The sequence below is a fragment of the Corallococcus sp. bb12-1 genome (assembly GCF_026626765.1).
Lineage (GTDB): Bacteria > Myxococcota > Myxococcia > Myxococcales > Myxococcaceae > Corallococcus > Corallococcus terminator.
The window spans coordinates 45,332-60,970 of the sequence record NZ_JAPNJZ010000010.1 but is presented as its reverse complement, the minus strand read 5'-3'; the positions used below and the strand labels follow the sequence as shown (position 1 = coordinate 60,970).

Here is a 15,639-nt window from a genome sequence, read left to right as displayed (position 1 = left end):
AGGGCCGGGGCAATGGCGCCCGGCCCCTCCAGACACAGTCAGTGCTACGGCGCGACGTCGGTGATGTCGGAATCCGCCACGTCGTCCAGGAAGGACTTCAGCTCCGGGAGCACGCGCTCTGGCCGTTCCAGATGCGGGCTGTGTCCGCAGTCCACGCGCAGCACGCGGGCCTGGGGCAGCCTCCGCGCGGCCTCGTCCGCCAGCGCGACGGGCAGCGTCTCCTCGCGCTCACCCCAAACGAGCAGCACCGGCTGCTTCACCTCGCCCAACCGCTCGCGACGGTGGAACACCGGGCCCGTCAGGGGCACCAGCGCGTTGAAGGCCTGCGCCGCCTCCGGACGTCCACCCCGCACCTCCAGGAGCTCGTAGCCCAGCGCGCCCAGCCGTTGTCCCAGCGGCGTCGGCGGGGGCGGCAGCATCCGCGCCATCGCCCAGGGGCCCAGGTTCCGGGCCAGTCGCTCCGGCCCCGCGCGGAAGAAGAGGCGGGAGGCTCGCGTCATCTCCGGCCCCAGCCCCATCGCGTCCACCAGCACCAGCCGCTCCACCTTCACCGCCCCGCGCAGCGCCAGCTCCAGCGCCACCAGCCCGCCCAGCGAGTGGCCGACCACCGCCACCGGCCCCGACTCCAACATCCCGAGCGCCTCCTCCACCGGGTCGGTGAAGAACCGCACCGCATCCTCCGCCGAACGCACGCGAAGCTCCGGGGCGGTGGACTGGCCGAAGCCGGGCAGGTCCAGGGCCAGGACCCGGTGGTGGCGGGCCAGGGCCGTCAGGTAGGGGAACCAGTGCGTCGCGGACTGGCCCCGCCCGTGCAACCACACCACCGTCGAACGAGGCCCCTCCGGGGCATCCGCCGGGGGGCCACCCTCCAGGATCCGCACCGCGCCCCCCCCGGGCAGCCAGTGGACCTGGGGCACCACGGCGGGGGCCAATTGGGCCAGGAGGGTTGTTTCCACGGGGCCCACGGGGGGCGTGGCCCCCAGGGCGCCGGGGCGGCCGGAGGCGTCCCATCGAGGGGGGAGGGCAGAACGACGGGGCGGAGGCGGCCGGGACATGGAAGGATGACCCTTTACGGGACGGGCGGCTTGTCGGAATGTCCGGGGCTCAGCGGTGTTGAGCCGGACGCCCGGGAACCCTAGGCTGCCCGCCGCCCAGGCCGACAGAGGGGACATGAACACCGACATTCGCGCGATCACCGAACGCGTGCAGCAGGAAAGCAGCTTCGTCGAAGTCCTCAACCAGGAGACCGGCAAGGTCATCGTCGGGCAGCGGTACATGCTCGAACGCATCCTCATCGGCCTGTTGTGCAACGGCCATGTCCTCCTGGAGGGCGTGCCCGGTCTGGCGAAGACGCTGACCGTGCGCACCGTGGCGGACTCGCTGAGCGCCACCTTCATGCGCGTCCAGTTCACCCCGGACCTGCTGCCGGCGGACCTGGTCGGCACGATGATCTACAACCAGCAGACGGCCGCCTTCACCGTCCGCAAGGGGCCCATCTTCGCGAACATCGTCCTGGCGGACGAAATCAACCGCGCCCCCGCCAAGGTCCAGTCCGCCCTGCTGGAGGCCATGGCCGAGCGCCAGGTCACCATCGGCGACCAGACCTTCGGACTGCCCTCGCCATTCCTCGTGCTGGCCACCCAGAACCCCATCGAGCAGGAGGGCACCTACCCCCTGCCCGAGGCCCAGGTGGACCGCTTCATGCTCAAGGTGAAGGTGGGCTACCCGACCCGTGATGAAGAGAAGGTCATCATGGACCGGATGTCCGGTGGCTCTTCGCCCAAGGCGCAGAAGGTCATCGCGCTGGAGCACCTGGTGCGTGCGCGCGAGCTCGTCCACTCCATCTACATGGACGATAAGGTGAAGGAGTACATCCTCAACGTGGTGTTCGCCACGCGCGAGCCCGCGCGCTACGGGCTCAAGGACCTGGCGGACTACATCCAGTTCGGCGCCTCGCCGCGCGCGACCATCTCCCTGGCCCAGGCGGCGCGCGCGCACGCGTTCCTGCGCCACCGCGGCTTCGTCACGCCGGAGGACGTGAAGGCCATCGCCTTCGACGTGCTCCGTCACCGCATCGCGATGACGTACGAGGCCGAGGCCGAGGAACTCACCCAGGAGAAGATCATCCAGCGCGTCTTCGACCGCGTGGAAGTCCCCTGACGGCCCGCGCGCCTCCCGAGAACGCCCCGTGCTGCCCAAGGACCTCATCCGCCGCATCCGCAAGTTGGAGATCCGCACCCGCAAGGTGGTCTCCGACATGCTCGCCGGCCAGTACCACTCGGTGTTCAAGGGCCGCGGCATGGCCTTCTCCGAGGTGCGGCAGTACCAGCCTGGCGACGAGATCCGGTTCATCGACTGGAACGTCACCGCGCGCATGAACGAGGCGTTCATCAAGGTCTTCACCGAGGAGCGCGAGCTCACGGTGATGCTCCTGGTGGACGTGTCCGCCTCCAACGAGTTCGGCTCGAAGGACCGCACCAAGGCGGAGGTCGCCGCGGAGGTGGCCGCGCAGATCGCGTTCAGCGCCATCGCGAACAACGACCGGGTGGGGCTCATCCTCTTCTCGGACCGGGTGGAGAAGGTCGTCCCGCCGCGCAAGGGGCGCACGCACGTGCTCAGGCTCGTGAGCGACATCCTCACCTTCAAGCCGAAGGGCAGGGGCACGGACCTGGCGGCGGGGCTCGGCTACCTGCGTCGGGTGGCGAAGCGGAAGGCCGTGACGTTCCTCGTGTCGGACTTCCTCGCGACGGGCTACGAGAAGCCGCTGCGCCTCGTGGGCCGCAAGCACGACCTCGTGCCCGTGGTCATCGAGGATCCGCTGGAGCAGGCGTTCCCACGCCACGGCCTCGTGGAGATGGAGGACCCGGAGACGGGGGAGCGCTTCGTCGTGGACACCAGCTCCCCCAGCGTGCGCGGCCGGTTCTCGCGCGCGATGCAGGCCCAGCGCGACGAGCGCCGCAAGCTGTTCCGCAAGCTGGAGCTGGACCACGTGGAATTGCGCGCCGGTGACGACCACGGCAAGGCGCTGGCGCAGTTCTTCAGGGCGCGCGCCCGGAGGATGGCGTCATGAGACAGGCCCTCGTCCTCGCGGCGGTGTTGTTCTTCGGTGTCCCGGCGGCGCGCGCGCAGGCGCCAGCTCCGGCGGCGCAGGCCCCGGTGGCGCTGGAGTCGGTGACGCCCACGGCGGCGTCCGCGCGGGTGGAGCCGGAGTCGGTGCACATCGGCGAGCCGTTCGTGTACCAGGTGACGCTCACGCACCCGAAGGACCAGCGCTACGAGCTGGTGGCGCCCAAGGGGGATGACAGCTCCGTGGAGCTGCTCCAGCAGACGCGCCAGCGGCAGGACGGACCCAACGACGCGACCACGTCGTTCGGCCTGCGCTTCTCCGCGTTCGAGCTGGGCGCCGTGGCGCTTCCGGACCTCGCCTTCGACGTGGCGACGCCGGACGGTCCCCGTCGCTTCGTGCTCAAGGGCAAGTCCGTGGAGGTGGGCTCCACGCTGCCGCCGGACGCGAACGGGCAGGGCGCGGAGCTGTTCGACTACCAGCCGCCCCAGGAGCTGCCCATCCGTTCGTGGACGCTGATCTACGCGCTCGCGGTGGCGTTGGCGGTGGGGCTGCTCGCCTGGGCGCTGATTCGTTGGTGGCAGCGGCGGCCCAAGCGCGAGAAGGTCATCCCGGTGCTGCCGCTGGATGTGCGCGTGCGCCAGTCCCTGGACGCGCTCAAGCGCGAAGACCTGCCCGGCCGGGGACTCGTGAAGGACTTCTACGTCCGCCTCTCCGAAATCGTGCGTGGCTACCTGGGCGAGCGCTACGACTTCGAAGCCCTGGAGTGCACGTCGTTCGAACTGATGACGCACCTGCGGAAGATTCCCACGCCGGGGCTTCCCGAGGATGCGTTGATGCGCTTCATCTCCGAGTCGGACCTGGTGAAGTACGCCCGAGCCGACGCCTCTCCTGAAACCTGCGCGCTGTCGCTGGCCTTCGGCTACGACCTGCTGGCCAAGACGTACGTCGTCCCCCCTCCGCCCCCCACGCCCGATGCCTCCGGACCTCGCGTTCAATAACCCGGAGGCGCTCTGGGCCCTGCTGCTGGCGCCGTTGCTGCTCGTGCTCGCCTTCTGGGAGCGCCGCCGCCGCGCCACGCTGCGCTTCTCCGCCGCGCACGTCTTCGCGAAGGGAGGGCGCGGCCTGCGCACGTACCTGCTGCCGCTGTTGCCCTTCCTGCGCGCGGCGGCGGTGGTGGCGGCTGTGGTCGCCATCGCCCGGCCCCAGTCACGGGACTCGCGCGTGCGGGATTTGTCCGTGGAGGGCATCGACATCGTGGTGGCGCTGGACCTGTCCACGTCCATGGAGGCGGGCGACTTCCGTCCGCAGAACCGCCTCAACGTGGCGAAGGAAGTGCTCGCGGAGTTCATCACCGGCCGCGTGAACGACCGGCTGGGCCTGGTGGTGTTCTCCGGCGCTGCGTACACGCAGTCGCCGCTGACGCTGGACTACGGCGTGCTCAAGGAAGTGCTCAAGCAGTTGCGCACCCGCGTGCTGGAGGACGGCACCGCGATTGGTGACGCCATCGCCACCTCGCTCAACCGCCTGCGGGACTCCGAAGCGAAGAGCCGGGTGGTGGTGCTCATCACCGACGGCGACAACAACGCCGGCAAGATTTCCCCGCTGGACGCGGCGAACATGGCCGCGTCGCTCCACATCCCCATCTACACCATCCTCGTGGGCAAGGGCGGCAAGGTGCCCTTCCCGCAGGGCACGGACCTGTTCGGCAATACGGTCTGGCGTGAGACGGAGATTCCCATCAACCCGGAGCTGATGCAGGACATCGCGGACCGCACCGGCGGCGAGTACTACCGCGCCACGGACCCGGAAGGCCTCAAGCAGGGCCTGCAGAAGGTGCTGGACGCGTTGGAGCGCTCGAAGCTGATGGAGGGCGGCGCCAGCGCCACGTACCGGGAGAACTTCCACCCGTTCCTGCTCGCGGCCTTCGGGCTCGCGGCGCTGGAGCTGCTGCTGCGCGCCACCTTCCTGCGGGTGTTCCCATGACGCCGGGCATGGAGGCATGGCGCTTCACGCTGCTGGGCTACCAGGTGGGCCTCGCGCAGCCGCTGTTCCTGTTGCTGTTCGTGATGGGCCTGCTGTTGGGGGCGCTGGTGCTGGTCAAGGCGCTGGGCCGCAGGACGCGGCTGTCGGCGCTCATCGCGGAGCGGCACGTGGCCATGCTCGCGCCGGGCGTGTCCGTGTGGCGGCCGGCGGTGCAGGGCAGCCTGTACGGATTGGGGCTGATGTTGTTCGGGCTCGCGCTCGCGCAGCCCCAGTGCGGCACGAAGAGCGAGCTGACGAAGCGCCGGGGCATCGACGTGGTGGTGGCGCTGGATGCTTCCAAGTCGATGCTCGCGCGCGACGTGCAGCCCAGCCGCCTGGACCGGGCGCGCCTGGAGCTGAACACGCTGCTGGACGAGCTGAAGGGCGACCGCGCGGGCCTGGTGGTGTTCGCCGGGGACGCGTTCGTGCAGTCGCCGCTCACGTCGGACTACTCGGCGGTGAAGCTGTTCCTGCGCGCGGTGGATCCGGACGTGATGCCCCAGGGCGGCACCAACGTGGGCGCGGCGCTGAAGCTGGCCAAGCAGGTGCTGGACAACGCGGACCGCGGCTCCAAGGAGCGGGTGGTGGTGCTGCTGTCGGACGGCGAGGACCTCACGGGCGAGGTGCGCGAGGCCACGGACGCGCTCAAGGACGCGCACGTGCAGGTGCTCGCGGTGGGCGTGGGCTCCGACTCCGGTGAGCCCATCCCCGTGTACGACCGGCGCGGCGAGTTCGTGGACTACAAGAAGGACGGCAACGGTGACACGGTCATCACCCGCCTGGACCGCGCGGGCCTCACGGCCATCGCGGACGCGACGGGTGGCGCCTTCTTCTACCAACCCAACGGCGTGGCGATGAGCCAGGTGGTGGAGCGCATCGACCAGATGCAGAAGAGCGAACTGGAGAGCCGCGTGACGGTCCGCTACGACGAACGCTTCCAGTTGTTCGCCATCCCCGGGCTGGTGCTGCTGGTGCTGGGCATGATGCTGCTGCCCTCGCGTCGGAGGGCGGCATGAAGGCGCGTTCGATGCGACGGCGCGCGACGCGCCTGGTGGCCACGGGGCTCGTGGGCCTCCTGGCCCTCCCAGGGCCTGCGTGGGCGGTGGGGCCGCTGGAGAAGGACCACCCGCTGGTGCAGCGCGGGCGTGAGGCCTACGCGGCGGGACGCTACGAGGACGCGCTGCGCGACTTCGACGCGGCGAAGAAGGAGCGTCCTGGCGACCCGATCGTGGAGTTCAACCGCGCGGACGCGCTGGCGAAGCTGGGCCGTTCGGCGGAGGCGCGCGAGGCGTTCAAGCAGGTGGCGGAGGCCTCGCGGCAGCCCGACCTGGCGCAGAAGAGTTGGTACAACCTGGGCAACCTCGCGGCCACGGCGGGGGACCGGAAGGAAGCGCTCAAATCCTACCGGCGCGCGCTCACGTTGGACCCGACGGACCCCCTGGCCCGGCACAACTACGAGGTGGTGCTGCGCGACCTGCCTCCGCCCCAGAGCCAGCCGGATGGTGGCGCGGACGGAGGCCAGGACGGCGGTGACGACGGTGGGCGTCCGGATGCGGGCGAGGACGGCGGCCGGAAAGACGACGCAGGCACGCCCGTGGATGGCGGCACCGACGCGGGTCCGGATGGCGGGGCTGACGGCGGGACGGATGGCGGTGCCCCGGACGGCGGCGGCGACGGTGGCTCGGATGGCGGCGGCGGCGATGGCGGGCCCGGTGACGGCGGCGGCGCGGATGGCGGCGAATCCGACGGTGGCGGCGACGGCGGCGCGGATGGTGGCTCCGACGGCGGCGGCGACGACGGCGAAGGCGACCCGAAGGACGGCGGCACGGACGGCGGCAGCGAGAGTGAAGAGGAGTCCGAGGCGGACCGGCGCGATGGTGGCTCGCCCGCGGCAGACGTCGACCGGCAGGAGGCCGAGCGCCTGCTGGATGCGATGAAGCAGAACGAGAAGAATCTCCAGCTCTGGCGTTTCCAGCAGAAGAAGAAGCCGAGGAAGCCCAATGAGAAGGACTGGTAGCGGTCGCACGGCGCTGCTCGCCGTGCTCGCCCTCCTGGCCACGGCGCCGGCGTGGGCCGCGGACATCGAGTTCTACCAGACGGTGGACCGCACCGAGGTGGGCACCAACGACACCTTCAAGCTCACCGTGGTGGTGGTGGACGCTCCGTCCAACGGCAAGGTGCGCCTGCCCGAATCCGACGACTTCGAAATCCTGTCCTCGTCGCGCGGCAGCCAGCGCTCCATCTCGCTGTCGGGAGGCGGCCCCGCCGTCATCCAGGACATCACGCGCCACGAACTGTTGATGCGCGCCACGCGCCCGGGACGGATGACGATTCCGCCCGCCACGCTCACCGTGGGCGGCCGCACGCTGCGCACCGACCCCGTCCAGATGACGGTGCGCGAGGGCCGCTCGGGCAACACGCCCCAGGCGCAGCAGGGCGGCCGGCCCGCCTTGCCGGATCCGTTCCGCAACTTTCGCAACGCACCGGATCCGTTCCGGGACGAGCCCGAGGAGGACGACGCGCCGGTGATTCCGCGCGGGGATTCGGACCTGTTCCTGCGCGCGAGCCTGGACCGGGACGACCTCTACGTGGGCGAGCAGGCGACGCTGTCGCTCTACATCTACTCGCGCGTGGACCTGTCCAGCGTGGACGCCGTCACCATGCCCAAGCTGGAGGGCTTCTGGACGGAGGAGGTGGAGAGCCCCACGCAGTTGACGGGCGAGCAGAAGGTGGTGGACGGCATTCCGTACCGCGCCTACCTCCTGCGCCGCCGCGCGCTGTTCCCGGTGAAGTCCGGCACGCTGTCCATCAGCGCGGCGGAGGCGGACATCACCACGGGCTTCCTCTTCGCGGGCCACCGGGTGCACCGCATCTCCAATGCGCTGAAGGTGAAGGTGCGGCCGCTGCCGTCGTCCGGTGCGCCGCCGAACATGTCCAACGCGAACGTGGGCACGTGGCGGCTGTCGCTGGACGTGTCGCAGACGCGCGTGGAGCTGGGGCAGCCCATCACGGTGAAGGTCATCCTGGACGGGGTGGGCAACGTGAAGAACGTCACCCCGCCGAAGCTCACGGGCCCGGCCGCGCTGAAAATCTATGAGCCCACCACGACGGACCGGCTCACCCCCAACCGCAACCGCATCCAGGGCCGCCGCGTGGTGGAGTACCTGGTGATGCCGCAGCGCACGGGCACCTTCACGCTGCCCGCACTGCAGTTCCCCTTCTTCGACCCGTCGCGCCGCCAGTACGAAGTGGCGCGCACCGACCCGGTGACGGTCACCGTGGAGGCGGGCGCGGGCGGCGTGTCCTCGCTGCCGTCGACGATGACGCCCTCGCAGGTGGCGGACGCGGCGAACGAGCAGAAGAACGTGCTCACCGCGAGCGGCCTGCGCCCGGTGCGCCACCAGGCTCACTTCGTGGGGCCGACCCAGCCCGTGTGGCTGCGGCCCTATTTCCTGGTGGGGGTGCTGGCGCCGCTGGGCCTGCTGGCGGGCGTGGCGTTCATCGGCGGCCTGCGGGGACAGCTGGCGTCGCGGTCCCAGGCGGGCCAGGGCCGTCAGCAGGCGAAGGCCGCGCGCAAGCGGCTGGCGGAGGCGGAGAAGCTCAAGGCGGGCGCGGACGCGGGGGCCTTCTACGTGGAGGTGGAGAAGGCGATGGTGGGCTTCCTGGAGGCGCAGCTCGGCTCGCCCGTCGGGGGCCTGACGCGCGAAGCGCTCGGGGAGAAGCTGGCGGCGGCGGGCGTGGGCGCGGAAGCGCGCACCCGCGTGCTCTTCGTGCTGGAGGCGTGCGACCTGGGCCGCTACGGCGGCGGCGTGGATCCGGGCGAACGACGCAAGGTGCTGGCGACCGCGGCGGCGGTGATGGAAGGCTGGGCGGGATGAGCGACGCGGCGACCCAGGGCTACTACACCACCGAGGAAGCGGAGGCCGTCTTCCAGCAGGCCAACGACGCCTACGTGCGCGAGGACTACCCGTCCGCGCAGGCCAGCTACGAGAAGCTCCTCTCCCACGGCTTCGGCGGGCCGGACGTGCTCTACAACCTGGGCACCACGCACCTGGCCCGGGGCGACCTGGGCCGCGCGGTGCTGTCGCTGGAGCAGGCCCGCAAGCAGGGGGGGCGCTCGGAGGACCTGGAGGCGAACCTGGCCCTGGCGCGTGCGCGGCAGGTGGACAAGGTGGTGGGCGCCACCGCGGACGAAGCGTTCCTGCCCCGGCTGGCGGCGGCGACGGACGGCGCGGCGACGGCCTGGGTGTTCCTGGTGGCCTGGCTCGTGGGCTTCGCGCTCCTGCTCCTCCGGCGCGTGTTCCCCCTGGCGCGGCGCACGGCGGTGGCGGTGGTGGCGGCGCTGTGTCTCACGGCGGCGGTGCCGGCGGGGTTCCTGCTGGCAGCGCACATCTGGGTGCACCAGAACGTCCATGAGGCGGTGGTGCTGGCCTCCACGCTGGTGGCGCGCGAGCTGCCCCGGGCCGAAGCGCGCTCGCTCTTCGAGGTGCACGCCGGCCTCAAGGTCCAACTCCTGGAGGAGACGGGGAAGTACGTGCGCATCCGCTTGCCCAACGGCCTGGAGGGCTGGGCCGAGCGCGACGGCATCGCAGAAATCTAGCCGGGGCGTGCCAGACCCTGGCGTCCATTGCCGTGCCGGGGAACCGGCGGTGGCCCGCTTTCGTACAGACGGGAAACACCCGACGTGGCCGTGCTGGACGCCGCCGGGGCAATGGCCTACGAGGGGCCCCGAGGAACCATGGCTGTCAACGCCCAGGCACCCTTCCACATCCTGCTCGTCGAGGACGAGCCCGTCATCCGCGAGCTGGTGCGCTCCATGCTGAGCGACGGCGCGGTGGACGTGGTGTGCGCGGCGCATGGGCTGGAGGGCCTGAAGCTGGCCCGCACGCAGCCCTTCCACCTCATCCTGATGGACGTGGTGCTGCCGCAACTGGACGGCATCTCCGTGTGCCGCATCCTGAAGAGCGACCCGGCCACGGCGAAGGTGCCGCTCTACATGCTCACCGCGAAGGCGAAGAAGGCGGACGTGGAGAGCGCGACGCAGGCGGGCGCGGACGGCTACATCCACAAGCCCTTCCGGGGCGCGGAGCTGATGGACCTGGTGGAGCGGCTGCGCGCGGCGCGGACGGACGTCTAGGGCAGGTGCGGGTGGAGGAAGCGGGCCAGGGCGATGAGGTCGTCCCAGTCCAGCTCTCCAAACTCCAGCGCCACGCCGTCCACTTCACGTCGGCGGATGGTGCACATGGTGACGAGCTCGCGGTCGCCCGGCAGCGGCAGGGCGATGGTGAGCGCGCGCTGCGAATCCGCCGGGTGGGCCTGCAGGAACAGCCCGTTCATGGAGATGTCGCGCGCCTGTGCCTGCACGGTGCGGCCCGACAGGAGCACCTTGACCTGGAGCCGGGCTTCGACGCGCGGGTGGTAGCGCTCGGTCGTTCGGGGTCCGCCAGTGGGGGTCATCATCGGAGTGCTCGCCTTCGTGTGCGACAGGACGCGACAACTGTGATGCAGGTTGGAGCGGAGGCAAGTTTTCGGGCGGCCGTCCGCCGTCCCGCCCTGCGGACCCGGTGCCTCCGCGCCGGAGTCGCGCGTGGACGGGCAGGGGGCGAAGGCCCCTGTCGTTTCAGGCGTTTGGGGACTGGCACGGCGGATGGAATGCCCTCCCGGCGAATCACTGCCGGAGGCACCTCGTGGAACCACCTGACCGCCGCATCTCCTCGTTGAGCATCGCCCAGACCGTTCCGCGCCAGACGCCCCAGAACGACTTCGGCCCCACGTTCGCGCGAGCGGCGCGCGAGGTGGTGCGCACGGGCGCCGGGCTGGTGGGCGGCATGCTGCCCGCAGGCGTCATCTCCAGCGCGGCGGTGTCGTCCACGCTGCGCGGCGCGGTGTCCGCGGCGGTGCCCTCACCGCTGGCGCTGACCGCGTCCGCGGCGGGAGGCACGGCGGCGACGGGGGGCATGGCCGCGACGTCGGCGCGCGCCACCAGTGCGGCGGGGACGACTACCGGGACGACGACGGGGCAGGGCGATGCCTGGGACCTGCTGGAGGCGCAGAAGCTGATGAGCGCTGAGGGCCAGAAGTTCAACGCGGCCTACCTCGGGCTCCAGAACGAGATGCAGAAGGAGAGCCGCGAGCACAACGCCATCTCCAACATCATGAAGGTCCGCCATGACTCGGCGAAGGCCGCCATCAACAACATCCGCTGAGGGGCGTTCGCGATGGCCATCGACAAGTTGGGAGCCGTAGGAGGCGCGGGTCCTTCACCCGCGCTGGAGTCAGGTCGGGAGACGTTCGGCAAGGTGTTGGAAGAGGCGCGAACGCCCGCGGCGCGTGGCGTGCCGGTGACGACGGAGGGTCCTCCGCGCCAGATGCGGACGCCCACGGAGGCGACCCCGGGGCCCGCGCGGGCCGAAGGGGTGGAGCGGGCGAAGGCGGGCTGCGCGGAGGCGGTGTCTCCGGGGGCGCGAGTGGATTCGGTGCGCGCGGCGCGCAGTCAGCAGGCGGTGGAGGTGTTGGACCGCGTGGGGCAGGCGCAGCAGCGGCTGGACCACATCCTGAAGCTCGCCGAATCCGGCCGCACGTTCAGCCCCACGGAGTTGCTCGCGCTCCAGGCCCACGTCTACCGCGCCAGCCAGGAGCTCGATCTCGCCGGCAAGGTCGTCGAGAAGGCCACCGGCGGCGTCAAGCAGGTCCTCCAGACCCAGGTTTGAGGAGTTCCTTTCCCCATGCGTTCCGCTCCCTTCCGCTGTCTCTTCTTCCTCCTGCTCCTGGGCGCTTCGGCGTGCCGGGAGCGCATCCAGCACGGCCTCGACGAGCGTCAGGCGAACGAGCTGCAGACGGTGCTCGTCGAGCGGGGGCTCGACGCGCGCAAGGTGCCCGAGCCGGGCAAGAAACCCACCTGGGCCATCGAGGTGACGGACGCGCAGTCCTCGGACGCGGTACGCATCCTGGCGGAGCTGGGGCTGCCTCGGCTCGCGGTGGAGTCCGGGTGTGACGTGTTCGGAGGCAGTGGCCTTGTGCGCTCCCCGCTGGAGGAACAGGTCTGCCGTGTCCGGGTGATGGAGCGGGAGCTGGAGAAGACGCTCCAGACGGTGGATGGGGTGCTGTTGGCGCGGGTGCACCTGGTGGTTCCACCACCGCCGAGGCCCGGGCAGGCGCCCACACCGTCGAAGGCGTCGGCCATGCTGCGCACGGTGCCGGGGGGCGCATCGCGCGTGCGCAAGTCGGCGGACACGTTGCGGGAGCTCCTCGCGGGAGGCGTGGAGGGGCTGTCCCCGGAGTCGGTGTCGCTGCTGGTGGACGAGGTGACGACGCGCGTGGAGTCGCCATCGCCCAAGGGAGGACCGGTGCCGTTGCGGCTGCGGGTGTTGCTCGCGCTCCTGGGCGTGCTGGTGACGGGGCTGTCGGGGGCGCTCGTCTGGACGACACTGCGATGGAGGCACTTCCGAGCCCTGGCGGAGAAGCCCCCCGTGGCCCCTCCAGCTCCGCCGACGCCCGCGAGACCGGTGGTGACCCCGGGCTCCGCGCGCAAGCTGGCCTGAGCGCGACATGGGATCCATGGAAGCCACACGCGTGGGGCGGGCGCTCCTCAAGGCGCGGAAGTTCCTTCACGCCCCCGAGGGGAAGCCGCCCGCGACGATGGTGGACCTCACCCTGCCGGCGTTGTCCCTGCCCCTGGAGCGCATCGCGCTGGTCGTCTGCGTCCTGGCGCGTGAGCGTGCCTCGGAGTTGTTGGAGGGCCTGGTGGACGCGGAGGCGGGAAGGGCGCTGCGGCACCTGGAACGGTTCGCCGCCATGCCCTCGGCGCAGCGGCAGGCGAAGGTGGCGGTGGAGTTCGGCGAGCGCGCGGACTCCGCGAACCGGTTGACCGCCTTGCTTGATGCGGTGCCAGAAGCCCTGCGCCGGGAGGTCTTCCGGAGGCTGCCGCCGTATCACCGCAGCCGCTTTCCCCAGCTCGACGTGGAGGCCTCTGTCGAGGAGCCCGCGCAGGTCCTGGTGGCCCTTGCGGAGCGGCGCATCCGCGAAGCCACGCGCTGAGCGGACCGGTTCAGGGAAGGCCATCCCGAACCGGGTACGCCGCATCCCGATACAGGACGTCCGTACCCCGCCAACACCCTGATTCCACGGGGCCGGCTCCTGGCCGTGCCCGTGCACAGGAGACGTGTGTCCTTTCGCCGCTTCGGAGTCCCGGATGGAAACGAGCCCTGGCAGAGCCCCCAGTCCCGCGAAGAAGTCCGCTCGCCCGTTTCGCCTGGGCGCACGCCGGCTGACGCGCGCGCATCTGCTGCTGGGCCAGCGGCCCCAGGTGGCGCGATGGGGCGCGGAGCTGCTGCGCGACGTGGGCGCGGCACTGTCCCGAGACGTGGGGGCGGAAGTCGCGGTGGCGGGGCACCTGGTGGACGCGGCGGTTCAGCCGGAGCGGGAGCTGTCGCTGGGAGTGGTGTTCGCGCTCGTGGAGCTGTCGGCGGTGGGGGGGACCGCCATCGTGGAGCTGGAGGTGCCGCTGGTCTTCGCGGCGCTGGCGCGGCTCGCGGGGACGGGGCTGCGACCGGGACCGGTGACGGAGCTGACGCGACTGGAGGAGTCCACGCTGGTGTATCTGCTGCTGTCCGCCCTGGCCGCGATGCGCGGGCACGACGCGTGGATGCGGGGGCTGGCCCCACGGCTGTCCGCGGTGTCGATGCGGCGAAGTGACGTGCTGACGCGGGTGGATGCGCGCCAGCCCTACGTGGCGGTGTCGCTGTCCCTGGCGGTGGAGGGGCTGAAGGCGGGAGGTCGGGTGCTGCTGCCCGCGCGTGCCGTGCAGACCGCGTTCCAGGAGTTGCCGGAGGAGCCAGCGGAGGACATCGCGCCTCGGGTGCTCACGGCCTCGGTGCCCGCGCGTTGTCTCGTGGGGCGCAGCCCGTTGCAGCCCCTGGCCGTGGACGCGCTGTCCGCTGGAGACGTCGTGCTCTTCGAGGGCGTGAGCCTCCAGGCCGGCCGTCTCCAGGGGAAGGGCAGGTTGGTGACCCGGGGTTTCGTGCTCGACGGCGAGTTTCTGGAGGACGGCTTTTCGACGGGATGCGTGCACTCGTACGCGGCCCGACAGGAGAAGGACATGGTGGCGACGAACAAGCGGAGCGAGGCGATGCCCCCGCTTCCGGTGGACGTGGAGATTGAACTGACGCGGTTGCTGTTGCCGCTGTCGGAGCTGGCGGCGTTGAAGCCAGGCACGCTGCTTCCGCTGCACGTCAACGCGAGCAGCCCCGTGTTGCTGCGCGTGGGCGACCGGGTGGTCGCGCGTGCGGAGTTGGTGGAAATCGAGGGTGAAGTGGGCGCCCGCATCCTGGCGTTGCTGCCGTGAGCGCGCCGATGAACGCCCTCCTGACGTCCTTCTCCCTGCGAGGACGGCTGCTCTTCGCGGCGGCACTGCTCGTGGGGCTGGCGACGCTCGCGCCCCTGGGGGGCTTGTCGCTGGTGGGCACTTCGCGCCTGCTGGTGGGAGCGCTGGTCCTGGCGGGGTTGGGCTGGGGACTTGTCCGCAAGGGACGCGAAGCCGGAGACAAGGGCGCACCCCGCCCCGAGCCCCTGAGCATCGTCACCCGGACCGGACTCTCTCAGCGCTGCGGTCTTGCTCTCGTGGAGGTGGAGGGCCATCGCTACCTCGTGGCGTACGGAGACACCTTCGCGGAGATCCACGAGACCCGAGGCGCGGCGGTTGCTCCCGCCCCCACGACCCGGCCGGCGGTGAAGCCTCGGGTGGACCTGGAACCGACGGTGCTCTTCACCCGCGCGCAGCAGCCGCGGCCGGTGTGTGGCGCCTCGCGGAAGCGGGGCGGGTGATGAAGGCCTTGGGATTGGGCTGCGGACTGCTCCTGCCAGCGCTTGCATCCGCCGCGGAGACCTCCCTGGCGCAGGCGTCGTACGCGGGCAGTCCGCTGGCGATGATGGGGATGCTCGCGCTCCTGTCGTTGTTGCCGTTCGCGGTGCTGATGCTGACGAGCTTCTCGAAGATCGCCGTGGTGCTCTCCCTGGCCCGCTCCGCGATGGGCACGCAGCAGGCGCCGCCGACGCTGGTCCTGACGGGGCTCGCGGTGGTGCTGACGGGGCACATCATGGCGCCGGTGATGGAGCGCATGTACGACGCGGGGCAGGCCGCGTACGACGAGGTGCATTCCGGCGCGCAGGTCCTCTCCGCCGCGAAGCAGGTGACGGAGCCCCTGCGCGGCTTCCTGATGAAGCACGGCAGTCCGGAGGAGCGTGCGCGCTTCGTGGACCTGGCCCGGGAGCTGCGGCCCCCGGAGGAGTCGGAGCAGGTGCAGGAGTCCGACCTGTTCGTCGTCATCCCCGCGTTCGTCATCACCGAGCTGAAGGAAGCCTTCCAGATTGGCTTCATCGTCTTCCTGCCCTTCCTGGTGCTCGACATGGTCATCGCGAACGTGCTGCTCGCGCTGGGCATGCAGACGCTGTCGCCGAGCCAGGTGAGCCTGCCTTTCAAGATCCTCCTCTTCGTCGCCGTGGATGGCTGGGCCCTGCTCGCGCGCGGTCTCATCCTCGGCTACCGGTGATGT

General features: G+C 71.0%; 18 protein-coding genes. 16 read left to right on the top strand and 2 right to left on the bottom strand.

Annotation, left to right across the window (positions count from 1 at the left end; translation table 11 throughout):
• Nucleotides 1-44: 44 nt before the first annotated feature.
• Nucleotides 45-1,055, bottom strand: coding sequence for an alpha/beta fold hydrolase (locus tag OV208_RS14150; protein WP_267574360.1), 1,011 nt, complete (start codon nt 1,053-1,055; stop codon nt 45-47).
• 115 nt (nt 1,056-1,170) lie between these two features.
• On the opposite strand from OV208_RS14150, the gene OV208_RS14145 reads away from it, so the two are divergent.
• The 9 genes from OV208_RS14145 (at nt 1,171) to OV208_RS14105 (ending at nt 10,226) form a co-directional block, all read left to right on the top strand.
• A complete protein-coding gene (locus OV208_RS14145; RefSeq protein WP_267574359.1) occupies nt 1,171-2,160 on the top strand; it encodes an AAA family ATPase in 990 nt (329 codons plus the stop codon).
• 28 nt (nt 2,161-2,188) lie between these two features.
• Nucleotides 2,189-3,070 (top strand): DUF58 domain-containing protein, encoded by an 882-nt coding sequence (locus OV208_RS14140; RefSeq protein ID WP_267574358.1) that lies wholly within the window; start codon nt 2,189-2,191, stop codon nt 3,068-3,070.
• Nucleotides 3,067-4,065, top strand: coding sequence for a hypothetical protein (locus OV208_RS14135; RefSeq protein ID WP_267574357.1), 999 nt, complete (start codon nt 3,067-3,069; stop codon nt 4,063-4,065). Before OV208_RS14140 ends, OV208_RS14135 begins: the two co-directional genes overlap by 4 nt.
• On the top strand, nt 4,040-5,050 hold the full coding sequence (locus tag OV208_RS14130) for a vWA domain-containing protein (protein ID WP_120542822.1): 1,011 nt from the start codon (nt 4,040-4,042) through the stop codon (nt 5,048-5,050). Before OV208_RS14135 ends, OV208_RS14130 begins: the two co-directional genes overlap by 26 nt.
• On the top strand, nt 5,047-6,105 hold the full coding sequence (locus OV208_RS14125) for a VWA domain-containing protein (RefSeq protein WP_267574356.1): 1,059 nt from the start codon (nt 5,047-5,049) through the stop codon (nt 6,103-6,105). The genes OV208_RS14130 and OV208_RS14125 overlap by 4 nt, the downstream gene beginning before the upstream one ends.
• Nucleotides 6,102-7,106: a tetratricopeptide repeat protein gene (locus OV208_RS14120; RefSeq protein WP_267574355.1), complete on the top strand. Its 1,005-nt coding sequence runs from the start codon at nt 6,102-6,104 to the stop codon at nt 7,104-7,106. The genes OV208_RS14125 and OV208_RS14120 overlap by 4 nt, the downstream gene beginning before the upstream one ends.
• A complete protein-coding gene (locus OV208_RS14115; protein ID WP_267574354.1) occupies nt 7,090-8,967 on the top strand; it encodes a BatD family protein in 1,878 nt (625 codons plus the stop codon). Before OV208_RS14120 ends, OV208_RS14115 begins: the two co-directional genes overlap by 17 nt.
• Complete coding sequence (locus tag OV208_RS14110; RefSeq protein ID WP_267574353.1) at nt 8,964-9,689, top strand: tetratricopeptide repeat protein; 726 nt, start codon at nt 8,964-8,966, stop codon at nt 9,687-9,689. The genes OV208_RS14115 and OV208_RS14110 overlap by 4 nt, the downstream gene beginning before the upstream one ends.
• Before the next feature lie 138 nt (nt 9,690-9,827).
• Nucleotides 9,828-10,226: a response regulator gene (locus OV208_RS14105; protein WP_120542827.1), complete on the top strand. Its 399-nt coding sequence runs from the start codon at nt 9,828-9,830 to the stop codon at nt 10,224-10,226.
• Here OV208_RS14105 and OV208_RS14100 read toward each other — a convergent pair.
• Nucleotides 10,223-10,549: a PilZ domain-containing protein gene (locus OV208_RS14100; RefSeq protein WP_120533093.1), complete on the bottom strand. Its 327-nt coding sequence runs from the start codon at nt 10,547-10,549 to the stop codon at nt 10,223-10,225. The two genes, OV208_RS14105 and OV208_RS14100, sit on opposite strands and share 4 nt — an antisense overlap.
• A 227-nt stretch (nt 10,550-10,776) precedes the next feature.
• Between OV208_RS14100 and OV208_RS14095 the strand changes: the two genes are divergently transcribed.
• The 7 genes from OV208_RS14095 to sctR all read left to right on the top strand — a co-directional run bounded on the left by OV208_RS14095 (nt 10,777) and on the right by sctR (nt 15,636).
• Nucleotides 10,777-11,295, top strand: coding sequence for a hypothetical protein (locus tag OV208_RS14095; RefSeq protein ID WP_267574352.1), 519 nt, complete (start codon nt 10,777-10,779; stop codon nt 11,293-11,295).
• A 12-nt stretch (nt 11,296-11,307) separates the two neighbouring features.
• Nucleotides 11,308-11,799: an ATP-dependent helicase HrpB gene (locus OV208_RS14090; RefSeq protein WP_267574351.1), complete on the top strand. Its 492-nt coding sequence runs from the start codon at nt 11,308-11,310 to the stop codon at nt 11,797-11,799.
• A gap of 15 nt (nt 11,800-11,814) precedes the next feature.
• Complete coding sequence (locus tag OV208_RS14085) at nt 11,815-12,630, top strand: flagellar M-ring protein FliF (protein ID WP_267574350.1); 816 nt, start codon at nt 11,815-11,817, stop codon at nt 12,628-12,630.
• A 16-nt stretch (nt 12,631-12,646) separates the two neighbouring features.
• Complete coding sequence (locus OV208_RS14080; RefSeq protein WP_267574349.1) at nt 12,647-13,126, top strand: hypothetical protein; 480 nt, start codon at nt 12,647-12,649, stop codon at nt 13,124-13,126.
• Nucleotides 13,127-13,280: 154 nt separating this feature from the next.
• Nucleotides 13,281-14,432 (top strand): FliM/FliN family flagellar motor switch protein, encoded by a 1,152-nt coding sequence (locus OV208_RS14075; RefSeq protein ID WP_267574348.1) that lies wholly within the window; start codon nt 13,281-13,283, stop codon nt 14,430-14,432.
• An 8-nt stretch (nt 14,433-14,440) separates the two neighbouring features.
• Nucleotides 14,441-14,911: a flagellar biosynthetic protein FliO gene (locus OV208_RS14070; RefSeq protein WP_267574347.1), complete on the top strand. Its 471-nt coding sequence runs from the start codon at nt 14,441-14,443 to the stop codon at nt 14,909-14,911.
• Nucleotides 14,911-15,636 (top strand): type III secretion system export apparatus subunit SctR, encoded by a 726-nt coding sequence (gene sctR, locus OV208_RS14065; protein ID WP_267574544.1) that lies wholly within the window; start codon nt 14,911-14,913, stop codon nt 15,634-15,636. Before OV208_RS14070 ends, sctR begins: the two co-directional genes overlap by 1 nt.
• The last annotated feature ends 3 nt before the right edge of the window (nt 15,637-15,639 follow it).

What these genes read in the sequence shown, in the direction of transcription:
- OV208_RS14150 (WP_267574360.1), bottom strand. Translation starts at nt 1,055, where the DNA reads ATGTCCCGGCCGCCTCCGCCCCGTCGTTCTGCCCTCCCCCCTCGATGG.
- OV208_RS14145 (WP_267574359.1), top strand. Translation starts at nt 1,171, where the DNA reads ATGAACACCGACATTCGCGCGATCACCGAACGCGTGCAGCAGGAAAGC.
- OV208_RS14135 (WP_267574357.1), top strand. Translation starts at nt 3,067, where the DNA reads ATGAGACAGGCCCTCGTCCTCGCGGCGGTGTTGTTCTTCGGTGTCCCG.
- OV208_RS14130 (WP_120542822.1), top strand. Translation starts at nt 4,040, where the DNA reads ATGCCTCCGGACCTCGCGTTCAATAACCCGGAGGCGCTCTGGGCCCTG.
- OV208_RS14125 (WP_267574356.1), top strand. Translation starts at nt 5,047, where the DNA reads ATGACGCCGGGCATGGAGGCATGGCGCTTCACGCTGCTGGGCTACCAG.
- OV208_RS14120 (WP_267574355.1), top strand. Translation starts at nt 6,102, where the DNA reads ATGAAGGCGCGTTCGATGCGACGGCGCGCGACGCGCCTGGTGGCCACG.
- OV208_RS14115 (WP_267574354.1), top strand. Translation starts at nt 7,090, where the DNA reads ATGAGAAGGACTGGTAGCGGTCGCACGGCGCTGCTCGCCGTGCTCGCC.
- OV208_RS14110 (WP_267574353.1), top strand. Translation starts at nt 8,964, where the DNA reads ATGAGCGACGCGGCGACCCAGGGCTACTACACCACCGAGGAAGCGGAG.
- OV208_RS14105 (WP_120542827.1), top strand. Translation starts at nt 9,828, where the DNA reads ATGGCTGTCAACGCCCAGGCACCCTTCCACATCCTGCTCGTCGAGGAC.
- OV208_RS14100 (WP_120533093.1), bottom strand. Translation starts at nt 10,549, where the DNA reads ATGATGACCCCCACTGGCGGACCCCGAACGACCGAGCGCTACCACCCG.
- OV208_RS14090 (WP_267574351.1), top strand. Translation starts at nt 11,308, where the DNA reads ATGGCCATCGACAAGTTGGGAGCCGTAGGAGGCGCGGGTCCTTCACCC.
- OV208_RS14085 (WP_267574350.1), top strand. Translation starts at nt 11,815, where the DNA reads ATGCGTTCCGCTCCCTTCCGCTGTCTCTTCTTCCTCCTGCTCCTGGGC.
- OV208_RS14080 (WP_267574349.1), top strand. Translation starts at nt 12,647, where the DNA reads ATGGAAGCCACACGCGTGGGGCGGGCGCTCCTCAAGGCGCGGAAGTTC.
- OV208_RS14075 (WP_267574348.1), top strand. Translation starts at nt 13,281, where the DNA reads ATGGAAACGAGCCCTGGCAGAGCCCCCAGTCCCGCGAAGAAGTCCGCT.
- OV208_RS14070 (WP_267574347.1), top strand. Translation starts at nt 14,441, where the DNA reads ATGAACGCCCTCCTGACGTCCTTCTCCCTGCGAGGACGGCTGCTCTTC.
- sctR (WP_267574544.1), top strand. Translation starts at nt 14,911, where the DNA reads ATGAAGGCCTTGGGATTGGGCTGCGGACTGCTCCTGCCAGCGCTTGCA.